Origin of the sequence: Streptomyces cyaneofuscatus, from assembly GCF_000718135.1 — a bacterium.
Classification (GTDB): domain Bacteria; phylum Actinomycetota; class Actinomycetes; order Streptomycetales; family Streptomycetaceae; genus Streptomyces; species Streptomyces cyaneofuscatus.
Genome location: NZ_JOEM01000016.1, coordinates 1 through 19,012, shown reverse-complemented (window position 1 = coordinate 19,012; position 19,012 = coordinate 1). Strand labels below are relative to the sequence as shown.

Annotated in this window: 17 protein-coding genes and 1 rRNA gene; 4 read left to right on the top strand and 14 right to left on the bottom strand. The window is 73.0% G+C overall.

What is annotated here, in order from left to right; all coding sequences use genetic code 11:
- The 3 genes from IF17_RS0124610 to IF17_RS0124605 form a co-directional block, all read right to left on the bottom strand.
- Positions 1-1,599, bottom strand: a complete 1,599-nt coding sequence (locus IF17_RS0124610; RefSeq protein ID WP_030569768.1) for an ABC transporter substrate-binding protein — start codon at positions 1,597-1,599, stop codon at positions 1-3.
- 327 nt (positions 1,600-1,926) lie between these two features.
- Positions 1,927-1,998, bottom strand: coding sequence for a putative leader peptide (locus IF17_RS1000000140265; RefSeq protein WP_317824983.1), 72 nt, complete (start codon positions 1,996-1,998; stop codon positions 1,927-1,929).
- 100 nt (positions 1,999-2,098) lie between these two features.
- A complete protein-coding gene (locus IF17_RS0124605; RefSeq protein WP_051884115.1) occupies positions 2,099-3,349 on the bottom strand; it encodes an ROK family transcriptional regulator in 1,251 nt (416 codons plus the stop codon).
- Positions 3,350-3,899: 550 nt separating this feature from the next.
- On the opposite strand from IF17_RS0124605, the gene IF17_RS0124600 reads away from it, so the two are divergent.
- Positions 3,900-4,838: a TauD/TfdA dioxygenase family protein gene (locus IF17_RS0124600; protein ID WP_030569765.1), complete on the top strand. Its 939-nt coding sequence runs from the start codon at positions 3,900-3,902 to the stop codon at positions 4,836-4,838.
- Positions 4,839-4,957: 119 nt separating this feature from the next.
- Positions 4,958-6,583 (top strand): PucR family transcriptional regulator, encoded by a 1,626-nt coding sequence (locus tag IF17_RS0124595; protein WP_030569763.1) that lies wholly within the window; start codon positions 4,958-4,960, stop codon positions 6,581-6,583.
- Here IF17_RS0124595 and IF17_RS0124590 read toward each other — a convergent pair.
- The 6 genes from IF17_RS0124590 to IF17_RS0124565 all read right to left on the bottom strand — a co-directional run bounded on the left by IF17_RS0124590 (position 6,580) and on the right by IF17_RS0124565 (position 12,739).
- The gene (locus IF17_RS0124590) at positions 6,580-7,671 is read right to left on the bottom strand and encodes a glycosyltransferase family 4 protein (protein ID WP_030569760.1); all 1,092 of its coding nucleotides are present in this window, start codon (positions 7,669-7,671) and stop codon (positions 6,580-6,582) included. The genes IF17_RS0124595 and IF17_RS0124590 overlap by 4 nt on opposite strands.
- Positions 7,672-7,903: 232 nt before the next feature.
- Positions 7,904-8,686, bottom strand: a complete 783-nt coding sequence (locus IF17_RS0124585; RefSeq protein WP_051884114.1) for a hypothetical protein — start codon at positions 8,684-8,686, stop codon at positions 7,904-7,906.
- Positions 8,687-8,754: 68 nt separating this feature from the next.
- Positions 8,755-10,500, bottom strand: coding sequence for a DNA repair protein RecN (gene recN / locus IF17_RS0124580; protein ID WP_030569756.1), 1,746 nt, complete (start codon positions 10,498-10,500; stop codon positions 8,755-8,757).
- A 115-nt stretch (positions 10,501-10,615) separates the two neighbouring features.
- Entirely contained in the window at positions 10,616-11,521 is a 906-nt protein-coding gene (locus IF17_RS0124575) for an NAD kinase (RefSeq protein ID WP_030569755.1), read from the bottom strand.
- An 8-nt stretch (positions 11,522-11,529) separates the two neighbouring features.
- A complete protein-coding gene (locus IF17_RS0124570; protein WP_030569752.1) occupies positions 11,530-12,345 on the bottom strand; it encodes a TlyA family RNA methyltransferase in 816 nt (271 codons plus the stop codon).
- Positions 12,346-12,352: 7 nt separating this feature from the next.
- A complete protein-coding gene (locus tag IF17_RS0124565; protein ID WP_030569749.1) occupies positions 12,353-12,739 on the bottom strand; it encodes a hypothetical protein in 387 nt (128 codons plus the stop codon).
- A 42-nt stretch (positions 12,740-12,781) separates the two neighbouring features.
- Here IF17_RS0124565 and IF17_RS0124560 point away from each other — a divergent pair, with 42 nt between their 5' ends.
- Entirely contained in the window at positions 12,782-13,129 is a 348-nt protein-coding gene (locus tag IF17_RS0124560) for an SCP2 sterol-binding domain-containing protein (protein WP_030569746.1), read from the top strand.
- Between the two features lie 107 nt (positions 13,130-13,236).
- Here the strand turns inward: IF17_RS0124560 and IF17_RS0124555 are convergent, their stop codons facing one another.
- Together IF17_RS0124555 and IF17_RS0124550 are read right to left on the bottom strand one after the other, a co-directional pair.
- Positions 13,237-14,037 carry an ABC transporter ATP-binding protein gene (locus IF17_RS0124555; RefSeq protein WP_030569743.1) on the bottom strand — a complete coding sequence of 267 codons (801 nt, stop codon included), beginning with the start codon at positions 14,035-14,037 and terminating at the stop codon, positions 13,237-13,239.
- Between the two features lie 151 nt (positions 14,038-14,188).
- Entirely contained in the window at positions 14,189-15,232 is a 1,044-nt protein-coding gene (locus IF17_RS0124550; RefSeq protein WP_030569741.1) for an HAD hydrolase-like protein, read from the bottom strand.
- A 71-nt stretch (positions 15,233-15,303) separates the two neighbouring features.
- Between IF17_RS0124550 and IF17_RS0124545 the strand changes: the two genes are divergently transcribed.
- Entirely contained in the window at positions 15,304-16,581 is a 1,278-nt protein-coding gene (locus IF17_RS0124545) for a DUF1015 family protein (protein WP_030569739.1), read from the top strand.
- An 89-nt stretch (positions 16,582-16,670) separates the two neighbouring features.
- Here IF17_RS0124545 and IF17_RS1000000139515 read toward each other — a convergent pair whose 3' ends face one another.
- From IF17_RS1000000139515 to rrf, 3 genes are all read right to left on the bottom strand, one after another.
- Positions 16,671-17,408 carry a tetratricopeptide repeat protein gene (locus tag IF17_RS1000000139515; RefSeq protein ID WP_030569736.1) on the bottom strand — a complete coding sequence of 246 codons (738 nt, stop codon included), beginning with the start codon at positions 17,406-17,408 and terminating at the stop codon, positions 16,671-16,673.
- Positions 17,405-18,709: a hypothetical protein gene (locus IF17_RS1000000139510; protein ID WP_342342170.1), complete on the bottom strand. Its 1,305-nt coding sequence runs from the start codon at positions 18,707-18,709 to the stop codon at positions 17,405-17,407. The genes IF17_RS1000000139515 and IF17_RS1000000139510 overlap by 4 nt, the downstream gene beginning before the upstream one ends.
- A 207-nt stretch (positions 18,710-18,916) precedes the next feature.
- Positions 18,917-19,012 (bottom strand): 5S ribosomal RNA (gene rrf, locus IF17_RS1000000137215); the annotation flags it as partial.

The window sequence follows — 19,012 nt, the reverse complement described above, 5'->3', positions numbered from 1 at the left end:
TCACACCAGGTAGGCGTCGTCGAGGTTGAGATAGGAGAACTTGTTGAGCGCGACGCCGTGCAGCCGGTCGGCGTTGACCTGGACCTGGCCGCGTACGACGAGGTCGATGATGAACGCCTCGTCGAGCAGGATCCCGGAGATCTTCTCGTGCAGGGCGTTGGCCTCGGCCGCGCTCGTCTCCGGCTTCGTCCACGCCTCCTGGACGACCTTGGTGTAGGTGGCGGAGCGGTACTTGGAGGTGTTCTTCGCCTCGTTGAACGGGTACGCGCTCACCGCGAGGGTGGAGGGCTGGACCTGGGCGAAGCCGTGGCCCATCGACCACAGCGCCGGCATCTCCTGCGAGATCAGCTTCTTCTGCGCGGTGGCACCGTCGGTGGGCTCCAGGGTGGTGGTGACGCCGATCTGCTTGAGGTCGTACTGGATGGACTCGGCGATGGCGGTCTCGCCGGGCAGCCCGATGTGCAGCAGCGGGAAGGAGAGTTTGCTGTGCCCGGCGGACTTCAGCAGCTCGCGCGCCTTGCCGGGGTTGTGGGTGTAATGGGTGCGGTGGGCCTCGCTGAAGGCGGGCGAGGACTTGGGCCACGGAGCGGCGGAGGCGAGACCGTAACCGCCCAGGGTCTGCGCGAGGAGCCGGTCGCGGTCGATGGCCCAGGCGAGGGCCTGGCGGACGGTCCTGTCGTTCAGCGGGGCGATGGTGGTGTTGACGCCCAGGTAGATGGCGCCCGCTCCGGTGTCGTAGTTGGTGATCTTGAGCTTGGGGTCGCTATTGATGACGCCGAGGCTCTTGCCGGGGACGGCGAAGGAGAGCTGGGACTGGCCGGAGCGCAGGGACGAGATCAGCGCGTCGGCCTGGGGTATCACCCGCAGTTCGACCCCGTCGAGGTATGGGCGGTCCGGCAGCCAGTAGCTGTCGTTACGGGTCAGGCTCAGCCCGGAGCCGGGGCTCCACTTCTTCAGCTTGAACGGGCCGGTGCCGATGAGCTTCTTGCCGGTGACGGCGTCCTCGACGGTCTTCTCGTCGGTGATGATCATGAACTCGAAGAGGTCGAAGAGGTTGTTGACCGGATGCGCGAGCTTGAGCACCAGCTCGTGGTCACCGCGCTTCTCGAACCCGTTGACGGCGGCCGCCGTGCTGCGCAACTGGGCGGCGCGCACGGGGTTCTGGAGGTTCTTCACCGCGAAGATCACGTCGTCGGCGGTGAAGGGGCGGCCGTCGTGGAAGGTGACGTCGTCGCGCAGCTTCAGCGTGATGCTGCGCCCGTCCTTCGCGTACGTCCAGGAGGTGGCGAGCTCCGGCTTCGGCGTGAGGGCGTCGTCGTACCGGGTCAGGGTGTTGTAGATCAGCCGCTGCTGGAGGGACTGGCCGCTCTGCGCGAAGAGCAGGGCCGGGACGAAGTCGGAGTTGACGGCGAGGTTGAGGGTACCGCCGCGCCGGGGCTTGCCACCGGTCTCCTCGGGAGCGGACGAGCTCTCGGAGACCGCCGAGCGGCAGCCCGTCAGGCCCAGTCCGAGCAGCAGGGCGCTGCCGCCGCCGGCGAGCAGGGTGGAGCGCCGGGAGAGTCCGGTGGACGGGGACGGGGAGGGGTACAGCTCGGTCATCGAAGCCTGCCTGTGACAGTGAGGGACGGTGGGTGGGGCGAAGCGGATGCGGGTGGCGCCAATTGATTCCGCTGCGGGAGCAATGGAAGGGAGACAGAGGCGCCACCGGAGCGCGAAGCACGGGTGTACGGGCGTGCGGGTGTACGGAGCTGCGGGTGTGCGGACGTACGACGTCAGGTCGTACGGGTCAGAAGCGGCTCGACCGCGAGAGGTGACACGTGAGGCGTGGGATCAGCGCGCCGGGCCGCGTGGAGCGGCGCCGGGCATCGGACCGGGTCCGTGGAACAGCTCCGCGGAACGGGTCCGGGAGCGCGGGAGGGGTCCGGGTCAGCTGTGGACGGCACAGACCGCGCTGGCCTGTCGACAGAGGTCGACGTGCCTGCGGGAGATGAGGCGCATGTCCGGGTTCACGGGAGCAATATGACAGTGGCTTCGCCGGGCGGTCAACCTGGTCTGTCCGGATCTTGGTACGAAATCACCTCCTGCCCCATACGCGCCGCTACCGCTGAGAGGCCGCCAAAGGGCTCCTGAACAGGGGATTCAGCGCGATCGTCCCCCCGGCGACGGGCAGCACGGTCATTCCGGCATGCGGACTGACGATCCGTTCGGGGTCCCCGCAGACATGCGAGAGGTCGACCGCGGCGCCCCTGATCTCCTCCAGGTACTCCGGGTTGAGGAGGCTGGAGTGCTCGGTGACCACGACCAGGTCCGGGTTGAGGACGTCCAGCAGCAAAGCGGTCGCCCGGCCCACCGCGCGGGCCCGCTCGCGCAGCAGCCGGTCCGCCCGCCGGTCCCCGGCCGCCGCCGCGTCCACCAGCAGGAACACATCGGCCTCCGGCACGATCCCGCGCCGCACGGCGGTCCGGGCGACCGCCATGTTCGAGGCCGTCGCCTCCAGGCAGCCGGTCCGCCCGCACGGGCAGGTGACCGTGGAGTCCGGTACGGGCAGGTGGGCCACGTCCCCCGCGCCGGAGCCCGGCCCCTGATGGACCACCCCGGCGATGCCCAGGGCCGCGTCGACCACGTTGCCGATGAAGAGGTGGACCAGGCTGCGGCGGGCGGCGGGCCGGCCGAAGAGGATCTCGGACTGGGCGATGGCGCGGGCGTGGTTGTCGATGCGTACGTCGATCCCGCCGAGGCCCCGGGAGAGTTCGGCGGCGAGCGGCCGCTGGTGCCAGCCGAGGGTGTCGTGCCGCACCGCCGTCCCGAGCGCCGGGTCCACCCACCCGCCGAGTGCGGCGCCGACCCCGAGGAGGCGGTGGTCCCCGGTGGTGTCGGCGAGGAAGGCGCGCAGCCCGGCGACGACTTCACGCGAAAGGTCCTGGGAGGCGATGCCGTCGTGCGGGAAGGTGCGGCGGGCCAGCAGCCGGCCCCGTAGATCCAGCAGGCCGAACGTCGAACCGGGCACCCCGATGTGGACCCCGCCCGCCACCGGCCCGTCGCTCTCCCCGGTGTGCAGGTCGACCGGGATCTGGGGTCTGCCGACGCCACTGCTCTCCACCCGTTCGGGCAGTTCACGGACGAGGCCGAGGCGGACGAGGTCGACGCACTGGCGCGATACGGCGGCGGGGCTGAGGCCGGAGAGCTGGGCGATCGACCTGCGGGCGACGGGCCCGTGGTCGAGCACCGCGCGCAGCACCGTCGCGGCGTTGGCCTCGCGCCGGCCGTCGCCGGTCGCGCGGGGCAGCCGGTCGGCCGTCCGGGCCGAGGGGGCGGTGGTCGTCCGAGGGAGCTGGGGGGCGGCAGTCATGGGGCCTTCCTTCGGTCCTGCGCCACGGGGGGCACGGGGGCACTCGCAACATTACGGCGGCGTGAAATCGCGCCGGGTCCCGCGCCCGGTGGTCTGACGGGGTGGCCGACCTGTCCGGGATCGCCGGGAAAAGCGCTGCTCAGAAGCGGTTTGACGGGGCGTTGCCGGACAGCGGCCGGGCCGTGCGCGAGCGCCGATTCAACCACCGCCGGACGCCTCCCGGTCCACGGGAGGGTGCTTGACGTACGCGGAGGGGCGCTGGAATTCTCCGGTCCATGTTCGCGACGGCCGTTTCCGACGCGCGGCCCGCCCACGCCGGCCGCACCGCAGCAGCGCCCGGGTGTCCCGGCCGCTGTACCGCCGCCTGACCGGCCCTCTCTCCGGCCGCACCGCGCTTCCTCCTCCGCACGGCCCCCGCTTCACCCCTGGTTCTCCAACGGGGGTCCATCGTCGCCCGAATTAATTTCGCTCCAAGATTAATCAATGGATGGTCGTGGCTTCGCAACTCCCTGGCAGCCCCGACCCGTGAAAGCTCCGAAAGGAACCCACCATGTCCTCGGCAACCACCACCTCCGCCCTCATCGTCCAGAAGGTCGGCGGCCGTCTCGGCGCCGTCATCTCCGGCGTCCGCCTCGGCGGGGACCTCTCACCCGAGACCGTCGCCGGGATCCGGGCGGCTCTCCTCGCCAACAAGGTCGTCTTCTTCCGCGGCCAGGACCACCTGGACGAGGAGAGCCACGAGGCGTTCGGCAAACTGCTCGGCACCCCGGTCGCCCACCCCACCGTGCCGTCCGCCGACGGCCGTTACTCCCTCGGTATCGACTCCGACCACGGCGGCCGGGCCAACCAGTGGCACACCGACGTCACCTTCGTCCCCGCCTACCCGGCCTTCTCCATCCTGCGCGCCGTCGTCATCCCGCCGTACGGCGGCAACACCCTGTGGGCCAACACCGCCACCGCGTACGACGGGCTCCCCGAGCCTCTCCGGGTCCTGGCCGACTCGCTGCGCGCGGTGCACTCCAACGACTACGACTACGCGGCGCTGCGCCCGCAGGCCCTCCCCGAGGCGCTGAAGCAGTACAAGGAGGTGTTCACCTCGACGAAGTTCCTCACCGAGCACCCGGTGGTCCGCGTCCACCCCGAGACCGGTGAGCGCACCCTGCTGCTGGGCAACTTCGTGCAGCGCATCGCGGGCCTCACGGGCCGCGACTCCCGTACGCTCCTGGATCTGTTCCAGTCGCACATCGAGCGCCCGGAGAACACCGTGCGCTGGCAGTGGCAGGTGGGCGACGTGGCGATCTGGGACAACCGCGCCACCCAGCACTACGGGGTCGACGACTCCGACGCCCATGAGCGCAAGCTCCGCCGCGTCACCATCGACGGCGACGTGCCGGTGGGCGTCGACGGCCGCTCCTCGACGCTGATCTCCCCCGAGGAGGTGCCGGACCCGTCCTTCGGCATCCCGTCCGGAGCCTCCACGGCCGCCTGACCCCACGGTCTCCACGCCTCCCCTGCCATGCGCACCCCGCCCCCCGGGCGGTAGCGTCCTGAACAGGACGGACGCCCGGGGTACGGGCGGCGGGAACAAAGGGAAAGCGGGCCGGGTACGTGGAGAGCCACAGCGGAATCACCGTGCAGCGGGCACTGGAGCTGCCGGGGCTGCGTGCGGGGCTCCCGGAGGTGGTGGCCGGCGCGGACCGGCTGCACCGCACCGTGCGCTGGGTGCACGCGGGCGAGGTCCCGAACATCGCCTCGCTCCTCAAGGGCGGCGAGCTGCTCCTCACCACCGGCCTGGGCCTCGGCACCCGCCCCGCCGAGCAGCGCGCCTTCGTCCGCCGCCTGGCCGACCGGGGCATCGCCGCCCTGGTGGTGGAGCTCGGCCCGCGCTTCAGCCGGCTGCCCGCCTCCATCGTGGACGCGGCCCGCGCGGCCGGCCTGCCGTTGGTGCAGCTCCACCGCGAGGTCCCGTTCGTCGCGGTGACCGAGGAGGTGCACACCGAGATCGTCAACGGGCACTACACCCTGCTCCAGCAGGCGGAGGAGGTGCACCGGCGCGCCACCCGGGCGCTGCTCGACGGGGGCGGGGTGCCGCAGGTCCTCGGCATCCTCGCCGACTTCACCGCCAACCCGGTCTTCCTGGAGACGCCCGACGGGCAACTCCTGTACGCGGCGTCCACGGGCACGGGCCCGGTGGGCGCGGACCCGCTCCAGGTCTGGGAGGGCATGCGCGGCGACCGGGCGGCCCGGGAGTCGCCGCCGACCGGTGCGCTCCTGGTGGACGTGCCGGGCGGCGGTCCGGACACCGGTGCCGTACGGGCCCGGCTGGTGCTGCTCGCCGTCTCGGGCCCGCTGGCCACCGTGCACCGGATGGCGGCCGAGCGGGCGGCGGGCCTGCTCGCCGTCGTCCTGATGCAGGCCCGGCAGGAGGAGGAGCTGGCGGCCCGGGGCCGCGGCGACTTCCTCACCGATCTCGCGGAGGGCCGGATCACCCCGGAGGACGCCCCGGCCCAGGCCCGGGTGCTCGGCTTCCGGCCCGGGGACACCCCGCTCCTCCCGGTCGTGATGCGGCTGGCGCCCGAGCTGTCCCCGTCGGGCAACTGGGCGCTGCTGGCCCGCGCGGTGCTGGAGGAGCTGGCCTCGGTCGGCGTGCCGGTGCTGCTGGGCGTACGGCCGGTGGAGGGGCGAGTGCCGCTGCTGCTCGGGCTGCGCTCGGAGGGCGAGCGCACGGCGGTCGCGGACCGGGTGGCGGCGGCGCTGCGGGCGGGCGTGGGGCGGGCCGGCCTCGACCGGGCCGGGTCGCAGCCGCCGGTGGTCGTGGTCGGTGTCGCCGGAAGCTGGGCGGCGGCGGGCGCGGGGCTGCGGCACGCCTCGGAGACGGCCACGGCGGCGCAGGGTCTTGACGACCGGCCCTGGTACGACGCCCGGCGGCTCGACATCGACCTGCTGCTGTGGCGGCTGCGGGACCACCCGGACCTGGCGGCATTCGTGAACCGGGCGATCGGCCCGCTGCGCGAGCACGACCGGACCTCGCGCCCGCCGCTGCTGCCGACGCTCCAGGCGTATCTGGCGCACGCGGGCCGCAAGGCGGAGACCGCCCGCGAACTGCACCTCAACCGCCAGACGCTCTACAACCGGCTGGCCAGGATCGGTGAGCTGCTCGGCACGGACCTGGACGACCCGCAGACGGTCCTGGCCCTCAGCCTGGCGCTACGGGCCCGCCGCCACACGAACTAGGTACGCGAAGGCAGCGGTTGCGCCAACTCGTCGTACACGCTGAGCACATGGGCGATGGTGTCGTCCTCGGTGGGCCAGCTCGCCGCCTGCTCCCGCCCGGCCTCGGCCAGCCGCGCGCACCGCTCGGGGTCGCCCAGCAACCGCGCGACCGTACGGGCGAGCGCCTCCGCGTTCCCGAACGGCACCAACTCAGCTGCCTCACCCACCAGTTCGGGCACACCATCGACCTCGGTCGCGACCAGCGGCACCCCCAGCCGCAGCGCCTCCTGCGCCAGCAGGGAGCGGCCCTCCCAGCGGCTCGGCAGCAGGGCCAGGTCGGCGGCGGCGATCAACTCAGCGACATCGTCCCGGCAGCCGATCAGCCGTACGGGCAACTCCTCTTCCCGGATGCGCTGTTGCAGGGCGTCCCGGTCGCGCCCCTCCCCCGCGATGACGAGCAGGGGTACGGGGTCGAGCCCGCGCCAGATACGGGCGGCGTCCAGCAGGGTGGAGAAGCCGTGGTGCGGCACGAGGCTGCCGACGGCCATCAGCAACGGCCGCTCGACCGCCCCCAGTTCGGCCCGCGCCTTGCCGTCGTGCAGGGTGCCGGCCGAGCGCGGTACGGGGGCGGCGGCCGGGGCGAGCCGCGCGTCCCGGGCCCCTCGGACCCGCGCCCGGTCCACCAGGTCGGAGGAGGGGGCGAGGACAACGGCGGCCACCCGTACGGCTCTTCGCTCCAGCAGGTGCAGGATCTGGCGGCGGGCGCCCTCGGCGTACCGGCGGGTGTGCCAGGTCAGCACCAGGGGCACGGTCCGCCCGCTCAGGGCGAAGGCGGTGCGGGAGGCGGCGTGCAGCCCGTGGGCGTGGACCACGTCGGCCCCCGCGCAGGCGGCGCGGAGCGCGGCCACGGCGGCCGGGTCGCTGCGCCGGGGCACCGGCAGGAAGCGGGCCCCGGTCGCCGTGAAGTCGTAGGCGCGGTCCACCGCGGGCGGGGCGCAGACGGTGACCTGCACCCCACGCGCCACCAGCCCCGCGGCGAGCGAACTGACGTGCGCGCTGCTGCCCGCACTGCCGCCGCCCAGGACTTGGACCGTACGCAGCTGTGACACGTTGATTGGCTCCCGGGGTCCCGGAGTCGGCGGTAGGTACAGCGCCAAGGATGCCAGTCCGTACGCGCGTTCCGGGACTGCCGGAACGTTGCTGCCGGGCACGCGGCGACAACCGGCCACGCCGCACCACTCTCACGGGTGAATCAGAGGGCGTGATGTTGCCTTCGCCGGCGTCCCTGCAACCCCCCTTCACCGCCCCGCAGCCCCTTCAACGCCCCGCTCCCCCGCCCCGTCAACGCCCCGCAACCCCCGCCACGCGCCTCAGTACCCCCGAGGCGCGTCGGGCGAGCCCGCTGACCCGCTCGCCGTTCGCCGCGGCCGCAACCAGTCCGACGGCCAGGGCGGCACGCCCCGCGCTCCCCCCGAGACATCCACCGCCCCGGGCCAGGGCGATCCCCAGAGCGGCCCCGAGCCCATGGGCCCCGGTGTCCCCCAGCATGGTGCGCTCCCCCAGGTCGGCGGGGGCGAGCACCGCCGCGGCAGCGGCCCCCGGCATCCCGGCCACCGCCCCCAGCAGCACCACGGAACCCACGGCCACCCCCGGCCCCACATCGACGAGGTTCACCAGATGGGCGGTACCGGCGATGACCGCACCGGTCAGCACCCCGTCCACCGCCCGCTCCTCGATCAGCAGCCCGGCGAGCACCCCCGCCGCCCCGATCCCGAAGAGCTTCACGGCCCCGCTGGTCACCTCGCCCCCGCGCAGGGCCCCGAGATGGGCCCGGAACCCCCGGCGCGGGTCATCGGTCCCCACGAGGTCGTCGTACGCCCCGCAGCCCCCGGCGGCCAGCACGGCGAGTACCCCGGCCGCACGCCCTCGGACCGGCCCCGGGGCGGCAGCGGTCCCGGCGGCCGCACCGAGCACGGCCGCAGGCCCGGCGTACAGGGTGACGGTCCGGCCCGCGTGGTTGGTCCGCAGCCAGACGGGGTCCGTACGACGGCGGCTCAGCACCGCGTACACCCCCGCACCGACGAGACCTGCGACGACGACGGCCCTGCTCACGTTCGTACCCATGGAGGAAGCCTAGATACGCGTACGGGGCCGGACGGAATATCCCCGCCCGGCCCCGCACACCTACCTCGTCACCCGTCCTTGCGCGCCGTCTCCAGCAGCTCCTCGGCATGGGCGCGGGCCGTCTCGGAGTCCTCCTGGCCCGCCAGCATCCGGGAGAGCTCCCGGACCCGGTCCTCGCCCTCCAGGACCGTGACCCCGCTCCGGGTCACCGAGCCGTCCACGGTCTTCTCGACCAGCAGTTGGCGGTCGGCGAAGGCCGCGACCTGCGGCAGGTGCGTCACGACGACGACCTGGGCGGAGCGGGCGAGCTTGGCCAGGCGCCGCCCGACCTCCACCGCCGCCTTGCCGCCGACACCCGCGTCGACCTCGTCGAAGAGATACGTCGGCACCGGGTCGGAGCCCGCGAAGACTACCTCGACCGCGAGCATCACCCGGGACAGCTCACCGCCCGAGGCACCCTTGGCGATCGGCCGGGGCTGGGCCCCGGGGTGCGGGGCGAGCAGCAGTTCCACCTCGTCGGCGCCCGAAGGGCCGTAGACGACACTCCGCCCGCCGATGTCGATGCCGGACGCCTCGTCGGCCGCCTCGGTCTGCCGGATGGCGAAGGAGACCCGGGCGTGCGGCATGGCGAGCGAGGCGAGCTCCTCGGTCACCGCCTCGGCGAACCGGGCGGCGGCCTCCGTACGGGCGTCGGTCAACGCCTGACCGAGCGCCGAGAGTTCGGCGCGCAACGCGTCGCGCTCGGCGGTCAGCTCGCCGATCCGCTCGTCGTCGCCCTCCAGCTCGGTGAGCCGGCCCGCGCCTTCCTGCGCCCAGGCGAGCACGGCAGCGATGTCCTCACCGTACTTGCGGGTCAGGGTGGTGAGCGCGGCCCGCCGCTCCTCCACGGCGGCCAGCCGCAGCGGATCGGCCTCCAGCTGGTCGGCGTACCCGGCGAGCTCGCCGGAGACGTCCGCGATCAGGATGGAGATCTCCCCGATCCGGTCGGCCAGCGCGGCCAGCGCCGGGTCATGGGCCCGGACCGCGTCCAAGGACTGCCCGGCAGCGGCGACCACCGTCGTGGCGTCGACACCCTCGGGGTCCTCCGGATTCCCCGCCAGCGCGGTGTGCGCGAGGGAGGCGGCGGAGGCGAGGGCCTCCGCGTGCCCGAGCCGCTCCGCCTCGGCGGCCAGCTCGGTGTCCTCCCCCGGCAACGGCTCCACGGCGGCGACCTCGTTCAGCCCGAAGCGCAGCAGATCCGCCTCCTGGGCCCGCTCCCGGGCCCGGGTGGTCAGCTCGTCGAGGTCGGTGGCGACAGCGCGCAGCCGGCGGTAGGCCGCCGCGTACTTCGCGTGCGGGACCTCCACGCCGTCCCCGGCGTACCGGTCCAGCGCCTGCCGCTGCCGCGCGGGCTTGAGCAGGCCCTGCTGGTCGGTCTGCCCGTGTACGGCGACCAGCTCGTCCGCGAGTTCGGTGAGGACCCCCACCGGCACGGATCTGCCGCCGAGGTGGGCCCGTGAGCGTCCTTCCGCCGAAACGGTACGGCTGATGAGCAGCGCACCGTCGTCGAGTTCCGCCCCGGCCTCCTCGGCCCGCAGCGCCGCCGCGTCGCCCTCGGACACCGTGATCCTGCCCTCGACGACCGCGGCCTTGGCCCCGACCCGTACGAGGGCGGGGTCCGCGCGCCCGCCGAGCAGCAGCCCGAGGCTCGTGACGACCATGGTCTTGCCCGCGCCGGTCTCACCCGTCACCGCGGTGAAACCGGGTGACAGCTCCACCACCGCGTCGTCGATGACTCCGAGCGACCGTATCCGCATCTCCTCCAACACGGACATGACCTTACGAGGTTCCGAGGCGGACGCGCGACGGCCCCCGCTCCCGGATTCACTCTCCCGAGCGTTCCCGGGCGTTCCCGAGGACCGCGGGGGCCGTCGAAGGCCGCCGTGCCGGTCAGTGCGGCGCGCCCCGCCACCCCGACACAGGCAGCGCGAACTTCGCCACGAGCCGGTCCGTGAACGAGGCCTGGTGCAGCCGCGCCAGCCGTACGGGCACCGCCCCGCGCCGCACCTCGACCCGCGCTCCGGCGGGCAGCTCCACGGTCCGGCGCCCGTCGCACCACAGCACCCCGTGCGGGGTGTGCGGCTGGACCTCGACGGCGAGGACGGAGGTCGGGGAGGTCACCAGGGGCTTGGCGAACAGGGCGTGGGCGCTGATCGGGACCATCAGCAGCGCCTCCACCTCGGGCCAGACGACGGGCCCGCCCGCCGAGAAGGCGTAGGCGGTCGAGCCGGTCGGGGTGGCGCAGACGATCCCGTCGCAGCCGAACCCGGTGACCGGCCGCCCGTCGATCTCCAGGACGACTTCGAGCATCCGCTCGGGCGACACCTTCTGCACGGCCGCCTCGTTGAGCGCCCAGTCGGTGTGGACGATGTCACCGTTGCTGTGCACGAGGACATCGATCGTCATGCGCTCCTCGACCTCGTAGTCACGGGTGACGACCCGCGAGACCACCTTGTCGAGGTCGTCGCGCTCGGCCTCGGCGAGGAAGCCGACACGTCCGAGGTTGACGCCGAGCATCGGCACCCCCGAGGCGCGGGAGAACTCCGCGCCGCGCAGCAGGGTGCCGTCACCGCCGAGGACGATCAGCAGCTCGCAGCCGTCGACGGCGGCGGGCGAGGTGTCGGTGACCGTCTCCACCGCGTCCGGGAGCGGCAGATCGGCCGCCTCGGTCGCCAGGACCCGGACGCCGAGCCCGTTGCGCAGCAGGCCCTGCACGACGAGCTCCGCGCTGCGGATCGCGGCCGGGCGGCCGGTGTGCGCCAGCAGGAAGACTGTCCGTTCCGCGTTCGTCGTCACATTCGTCGTCAACGGGGCCCCTCCGCCACTGCACGGTCGACATCCGCGGGATCCAGCTCAGGTGCGCCGGCCCGCAGCCACAGAAAGTACTCGACGTTCCCCGAGGGGCCGGGCAGCGGACTGGCCGTCACCCCTCGTACGCCGAGCCCGAGCCCCCAGGCCCGGCGCGCCACTTCACGTACCGTCTCGGCGCGCAGCTCCTCGCTCCGCACCACTCCGCCGCTGCCGAGCCGCTCCTTGCCCACCTCGAACTGCGGCTTGACCATGACGACCAGGTCCGCGTCGGACGCGGCGCACCGGGCGAGGGCGGGCAGCACGAGCCCGAGCGGGATGAAGGACAGATCCCCCACCACCAGGTCGACCGCCTCCCCGTCGATGTCCTCCAAGGTCAACTCCCGCACATTGGTACGGTCCTTGACGACGACCCGTTCATCGGACTGGAGCGACCAGGCGAGCTGCCCGTACCCCACGTCGACGGCGACGACCTGCCGGGCCCCGGCCCGCAGCAGCACATCGGTGAACCCGCCGGTCGAGGCGCCGGCGTCCAGCGCCCGCCGCCCTTCCACGGCAAGACCGAGCGGTACGAAGGCGGCGAGGGCCCCGGCCAGCTTGTGGCCGCCGCGCGAGACGTACTCGGGGTCGTCGTCGTCCTTGGTGACGACGATCGCGGCGGCCGTCTCGACCTGGGTGGCGGGTTTGGTCGCGGTGGTCCGGCCGACGGTGACCCGCCCCGCGGCGATCAGCTGGCTCGCGTGCTCGCGCGAGCGGGCGAGCTTGCGGCGTACCAGCTCGGCGTCGAGGCGGCGACGTGCCACTCCTGCCACGTTCGGTTCAGCTCCTGTGGTCGTGCGTGTTGTCGTACGCGGGTGTGGGTCCGGGCCTGGGCGGCCCGGGTGCGGCGGCGGGACGGGCGTCCCCGGCCGGACGGGCGTCCAGCGAGGTCAGGGCATCCTTGAGCCCACGGTGTACATCCTCGTACACCGCGGTGTGCCCGTCCGCCGGGAGGTGGTCCGCGTCGGCCAGCCGCTCCAGCAGGGCGTCGACCTCGGCCCGGCCGGTGGGGGTGCGCTCGACGCCCAGGGGTGCGGGCTCGGCGGGCTCGAAGGAGGGCGCGTCGGCCACGGGCCCCTCCTGGGGCAGGTCCGGCTCCTCGGGCGTGCTCACGTCCTCAGGCGGGCTCACGGGCGGGGTTCCCGCCTCCGGCGTCCAGTCGCTCATGCCGAAACGCTACCGCGACGGGCCGGTGTACCGTCGAGGACGATGGCGACCATGGCGGAGTGCCGCAGCGCACTCGACACACTCTCCGACAACCTCGCGACGGCCGACGGCGACGTGCGCGGCGCCGCCGCGCTCGACCGCTCGCTGAGCTGTCACATCAAGGACCTCGACATCACGTTCACCGGCCGCCTGGCCGACGGCCGGATCCAGGTCCAGGACACGGTCGAGGGCCCGCCCCGCGAGAAGGCCGAGATCCGGCTCGCGATGACGAGTGACGACCTGGTGGCCCTGGTCGACGGCGACCTGAACTTCGCGAAGGCGTGGGCGTCGGGCCGCGTACGGCTGGAGGCGGGCTTCAGGGACCTGCTGAAGCTGAAGTCACTGCTGTAGCACCTCAGGCCCGTCCGGTTCCAGGACGTGCGGCGGCACACTCAAGCCCGTCCGGCGATTGAGGACAAAGCGCCCACCAGGGCGCCACCCGCACCCGCCCACCACCCTCAGGCTGCGACCTTCCGTGCCTTCCGGGCCGCAGGCACGACCAGCGGCGTCCCGGTCTCAGGATCGTCGATCACCTGACACCGCATCCCGAACACCCGCTCCACCAACTCCGCGTCCACCACATCCGAAGGCGCCCCCTCCGCGACGATCTCGCCCTCCCGCATCGCGATGAGGTGCGTGGCGTACCGCGCGGCGTGGTTCAGATCGTGGAGTACGGCGACGAGCGTGCGCCCCTGCGTCTCGTGCAGCTCCGCACACAGGTCGAGGACATCGATCTGGTGCTGGATGTCGAGGTACGTCGTCGGCTCGTCGAGCAGCAGCAGCGGCGTCTGCTGGGCCAGGGCCATGGCGATCCAGACCCGCTGCCGCTGACCGCCGGAGAGCTCGTCGACGTAACGGTCGGCGAGCTCGGCGACCCCGGTCGACTCCATCGACTCCTGGACCACCCGCTCGTCCTCCGGCGACCACTGCCGCAGCAGCCCCTGGTGGGGGTAGCGGCCCCGGGCGACCAGGTCGGCGACGGTGATGCCGTCGGGCGCGATGGAGGACTGCGGCAGCAGCCCCAGCGTGCGGGCGACCTTCTTCGCGGGCAGCTGGTGGATGACCTGCCCGTCCAGCAGCACCTGCCCCCGGCTCGGCTTCAGCATCCGGGCGAGCGAGCGCAACAGGGTCGACTTGCCACAGGCGTTGGGCCCGACGATCACCGTGAAGGAGTTGTCGGGTATCTCGACCGAGAGATCCTCGGCGATGACCCGCTGGTCGTAGCCGAGGGTCACCGATTCTGCGGTGAGGCGCTGCATGGTCGTACTCCCGGAGGCAGGGGGTGTCCGGCGGATCAGGGCCGGAGGGACCACCGACCAACACCAAGTTAGGTTAGCCTATCTTCCTCCTGGCGCCCCTCGCCGCAGACCTCCTTGTGCACCTCCGGGCACACGCCTGAGGGCCCCCCGGTCACAGCCCGAGCGCGGCGACAGCCTTCTCCGTGTCCGGCCCGAACGCCCCGTCCCCGGCGAAGGTCCACGCGGCCCCGCAGAGCGCCCGCAGCCCGTCGAGCGGATCGCCCTCGCCCTCCAGGACCAGGTCCTCCCCCTCACGTACGGCCGCGGTCCACCCGCCGCACCGGAACACGTCGTCCGAACCGCCCTCCACCGTCACCTCGGGCTGCCCGGTGAGCAGCCCCCGCAGATCCCGGTCCACGTACGTCGGCCGGTGCTGCGGCGGTGCGGCGAGCAGCTGGGCCGCGTCCGTCACCCCGGTCAGCACGAGCAGCGAGTCCACGCTCCCGTTGAACGCGCCCTCGATGTCCGTGTCCAGCCGGTCCCCGACGACGAGCGGCCGCTTCGCCCCGGTCCGCAGCACGGTCTCCCGGTGCATCGGCGGCAACGGCTTCCCCGCGACCTGCGGTTCGGCGCCGGTGGCGATCCGTACGACCTCCACGGCGGCACCGTTGCCCGGCGCGATACCCCGGGCGCCCGGGATGGTCAGGTCGGTGTTGGACGCGTACCACGGCAGCCCGCGCGCGACGGCGTAGCTCGCCTCGGCGAACCGCCCCCACGCCAGGTCCGGCCCGCCGTACCCCTGCACCACGGCCACCGGGTCGTCATCCGCCGACTCCACCGGTACCAGACCGCGCTCCCGCAGCGCGACCCGCAGCCCTTCGCCGCCGACGACCAGCACCCGGGACCCGGCGGGCAGCTGGTCGGCCATCAGCCGGGCCACCGCCTGGGCCGAGGTGATCACATCGGCGGCCTCGGCGGGCACGCCCAGCTCCGTCAGGTGCTCCGCCACCGCGTCCGGCGTGCGCAGGGCGTTGTTGGTGACGTACGCGAGGTGCATCCCGCCGTCCCGCGCGGTGGACAGCGACTCCACGGCGTGGACGATCGCCTCGCCCCCCGCGTACACCACCCCGTCCAGGTCGAGGAGAGCCGTGTCGTACGCCGCGCTCAGCGCCGTACTGCTCCCCGCCGGCCGGTACCTGTCGTGCTGCTGGCTCATATGACTCCGCTCCTCATTCATGCCGCTCCCCCGATCATCGCGCATGCCCCGTGCACCCATACGATGCTCAAATGAACACTTCAGGTCCCGACGAGCAGGGGCTGCGGCTGATCCCGTTCCGTGGACTGCGTTACGTCCCCGAGCGGGTCGGCAGCCTGGCCGCGGTGACCTCGCCGCCGTACGACGTGGTCGTCAGGCCGGACGGTCTGCACCACCTGGAATCGGCGGACCCGCACAACATCGTGCGCCTCATCCTCCCCCAGGCGGACACCGCCGAGGACCGGCACCGGCAGGCGGCGAGGACGCTGGAGCGCTGGCTGGCCGAAGGCGTCATCGCCCCGGACCCGGCGCCCACGCTGTACGTCTACGAGCAGCGCAACGACGAGATCCTCCAGCGCGGCCTGATCGGCGCCCTGGCCCTCTCCCCCGCCGCCGACGGGATCGTGCTGCCGCACGAGGACGTCATGGACGACATCGTCGCGGACCGCGCGGAGCTGATGCGCACGATGCAGGCCCACCTGGAACCGCTGCTGCTGACCTACCGCGGCGAGGGCGCCGAGGAGGGCGCCGCGGCGGTCATCGAGCGCACGGCCGAGCGCCCGCCTCTGCTCTCCACCACGACGGAGGACGGGTTCCACCACCGCCTCTGGGCCGTCACCGACCCGGCCGAGCGCATCGCGATCGAGACAGATCTCGCCCGGCACCAGGCGCTGATCGCCGACGGCCACCACCGCTGGGCCACCTACCTCCGGCTCCAGCGGGAACAGACCGCCCCGGGCCCCTGGGACTTCGGCCTCGTCCTCCTCGTCGACACGACCCGCCACCCGCTCCAGGTCCGCGCGATCCACCGCCTGCTGCGCGGCCTGCCGGTGGCCCGGGCCCTCGACGCGCTGACCGGCCTCTTCCGGGTCCGTACGGTGGAGGGCCCGCTCCCCCGCGCGCTCGACGCCCTGGCCGGCGCGGCGGCGGAGGGCAACGCGTTCCTCCTGGCCGGTGACGGCGGCTTCCACCTGGTGGACCGCCCGGACCCGGCCCTGCTGGCCCGTACGATCCGGACGGACCGCCCCGAGGCGTGGCGGACCCTGGACGCGACGGTGCTGCACTCGGCGCTGCTCGACGACGTCTGGCGGATCCCCGACGCCCCCGAGCACATCGGCTACATCCACGACACCGAGGCCGCCGTCGAGCAGGCCGAACGCCTCGGCGCCACGGCGGTGCTCATGCACCCGGTACGCGAAGAGGTCGTCCGGGACCTGGCCAGGCAGGGCGTCACCATGCCCCGTAAGTCGACGTCGTTCGGCCCGAAGCCGGCGACGGGCCTGGTCATGCGGAGCCTGACCATCGACTGAAGGGCGCCGCAGGGCATGAGAAAGGGGCGGGACTCCCTCGGGAGTCCCGCCCCTTTCCTGTGTCAGCGCTCCAACTCCGCTGTCAGCGACTAGGCCTTGTCCGCCCCGTCGCCCCGCTCATCGTCGTCCTCGTCGTCGCCCTCAGGCGAGTCGTCGAGGGAGGAGGAGACGGGTCCGTCGGTCTCGACGGACTCCGCGTCCTCGTCGTCACCCAGGACATCGACGAACGCGACCCCGTCCAGCTCGGCCAGCCGGTCCGACGCGTCGGTCGAGCCGTCCTTGTCGGCCTCCAGGGCCTTGCCGAACCACTCCCGGGCCTCGTCCTCGCGCCCCGCCTCCAGCAGGGCGTCCGCGTAGGCGTAGCGCAGACGCGGCGTCCACGGCTGGATGGAGCTGGAGGCGAGCTCCGGGCTCTGCAGCGTGACGATGGCGGCGTCGATCTGCCCCATGTCCCGACGGGCGCCCGCGGCCACCAGCCGCATCTCGACCTGGCCGGCCTTGTCCAGCTTCTGCACCTCGGGCTCACCGGCCATGGCCATCGCCCGCTCGGGCCGGCCAAGACCGCGCTCGCAGTCCGCCATGACGGGCCACAGGTCCACGGACCCGGTCATCCGCCGGGACGCGCGGAACTCGGCGAGCGCCTCCGCGTACTTCTGCGTCGCGTAGGCCGCGAACCCGGCCGCTTCCCGCACGGCGGCGACGCGCGAGGCCAGCCGCAGGGCGATACGGGAGTACGCGTACGCCTCCTCCGGGTCCTCGTCGATCAGCCGGGCCACCATGACGAGGTTGCGCGCGACGTCCTCGGCAAGGGTCTTCGGCAGGCTCATGAGCTCCTGGCGCACGTCCTTGTCGATCTCGTCGCCGGTGACGTCGTCCGGGATGGGCAGCCGCTTGATCGGCTCACGGTCCCTGTCCCGGTCACGGTCGTCGCGGCCGCCACGGAAGCCACCACGGTCACGGTCGTCACGCTGCCCGCCCCGGTAACCACCACGGTCCCCGCCACGGTCACGGTCACGGTCGTCGCGGCGGAAGCCACCACCACGGCTGTCATCACGGCGGAAGCCGCCACCGCTGGGGCGGTCGTCATCGCGACGGGGCCCACGCGGCCGGTCGTCACGACGCTCGAACCCACCACCGCTCGGACGGCCACCACGGCTGTCGTCACGCTGCTGACCACCGCGGTACCCACCACGGTCATCATCACGACGAGGCCCACGGTCCCGATCGCGGTCCCGGTCGTCACGGCGGAAGCCACCACCGGAACCAGCACCACGGTTGTCATCGCGCCGGAAGCCGCCACCGCTGGGCCGGTCGTCGTCCCGACGGGGCCCACGCGGCCGGTCATCACGCCGCTCGAAGCCGCCACCGCTCGGACGGCCACCACGGTCATCATCACGACGGAACCCACCACGGTCGTCGTCGCGGCGGAATCCACCACCGGAGCCACCGCCACGGTTGTCATCGCGGCGGAACCCACCACCGGAGCCACCGCCACGGTTGTCATCGCGACGGAACCCACCACCGGAGCCACCGCCACGGTTGTCATCGCGACGGAACCCGCCACCGGCGTTGCCGCCGCGGTTGTCGTCACGCCGGAAGCCGCCACCGCTGGGGCGGTCGTCATCGCGACGCGGGCCACGCGGCCGGTCGTCACGCCGCTCGAACCCACCACCAGTGGGCCGGCCGCCACGATCGTCACGGCGGAAGCCACCGCCGGAGCCGCCACCACGGTTGTCATCGCGACGGAAGCCACTCCCGGCCTTGCCGCCACGGTCATCACGGGGGAAGCCGCCGCTGGGGCGGTCGTCGTCCCGACGGGGCCCACGCGGCCGATCGTCACGACGCTCGAAGCCGCCACCGCTGGGACGACCACCACGGTTGTCGTCACGACGGAAACCACCACCGGAACCGCCACCACGGTTGTCGTCACGGCGGAAGCCACCGCCGGAGCCACCGCCACGGTTGTCATCACGACGCGGCCCACGATCCCGGTCGCGGTCGCGGTCGCGGTCATCGCGGCGGAAACCGCCACCGGTGCCGCTACCGGTCGGCCGGCTGTCGTCACGGCGCGGGCCGCGGTCGTTGTCACGGCGAGGCGCTGCGGAACCGGACCGGTCGTCACGACCACCGCGGTAACCGCCCCGGTCACCACCGTCCCGGCGACGCGGCTCGCGCTCCGGACGATCGTCGGGAGAGTTGGTGGACATGGGTGTGACTCCTGTCTTCGGGTACCACAGACATTCTCGCGCAGCCGACCCTCCGACGCGCTTCGACGAAAAACAAAAGGACCCCTGGTCCCAGCGTGAACGCTGGGACCAGGGGTCCTTGAAAGATTGTTCGGCGGCGTCCTACTCTCCCACAGGGTCCCCCCTGCAGTACCATCGGCGCTGAAAGGCTTAGCTTCCGGGTTCGGAATGTAACCGGGCGTTTC

Coding starts and splice junctions, on each gene's coding strand:
- IF17_RS0124560 (WP_030569746.1), top strand. CDS start 12,782: ATGGCGACCATGGCGGAGTGCCGCAGCGCACTCGACACACTCTCCGAC.
- IF17_RS1000000139515 (WP_030569736.1), bottom strand. CDS start 17,408: ATGAGCCTGCCGAAGACCCTTGCCGAGGACGTCGCGCGCAACCTCGTC.
- IF17_RS0124610 (WP_030569768.1), bottom strand. CDS start 1,599: ATGACCGAGCTGTACCCCTCCCCGTCCCCGTCCACCGGACTCTCCCGG.
- IF17_RS0124600 (WP_030569765.1), top strand. CDS start 3,900: ATGTCCTCGGCAACCACCACCTCCGCCCTCATCGTCCAGAAGGTCGGC.
- recN (WP_030569756.1), bottom strand. CDS start 10,500: ATGTCCGTGTTGGAGGAGATGCGGATACGGTCGCTCGGAGTCATCGAC.
- IF17_RS0124565 (WP_030569749.1), bottom strand. CDS start 12,739: ATGAGCGACTGGACGCCGGAGGCGGGAACCCCGCCCGTGAGCCCGCCT.
- IF17_RS0124550 (WP_030569741.1), bottom strand. CDS start 15,232: ATGAGCCAGCAGCACGACAGGTACCGGCCGGCGGGGAGCAGTACGGCG.
- IF17_RS0124545 (WP_030569739.1), top strand. CDS start 15,304: ATGAACACTTCAGGTCCCGACGAGCAGGGGCTGCGGCTGATCCCGTTC.
- IF17_RS0124605 (WP_051884115.1), bottom strand. CDS start 3,349: ATGACTGCCGCCCCCCAGCTCCCTCGGACGACCACCGCCCCCTCGGCC.
- IF17_RS0124585 (WP_051884114.1), bottom strand. CDS start 8,686: ATGGGTACGAACGTGAGCAGGGCCGTCGTCGTCGCAGGTCTCGTCGGT.
- IF17_RS0124555 (WP_030569743.1), bottom strand. CDS start 14,037: ATGCAGCGCCTCACCGCAGAATCGGTGACCCTCGGCTACGACCAGCGG.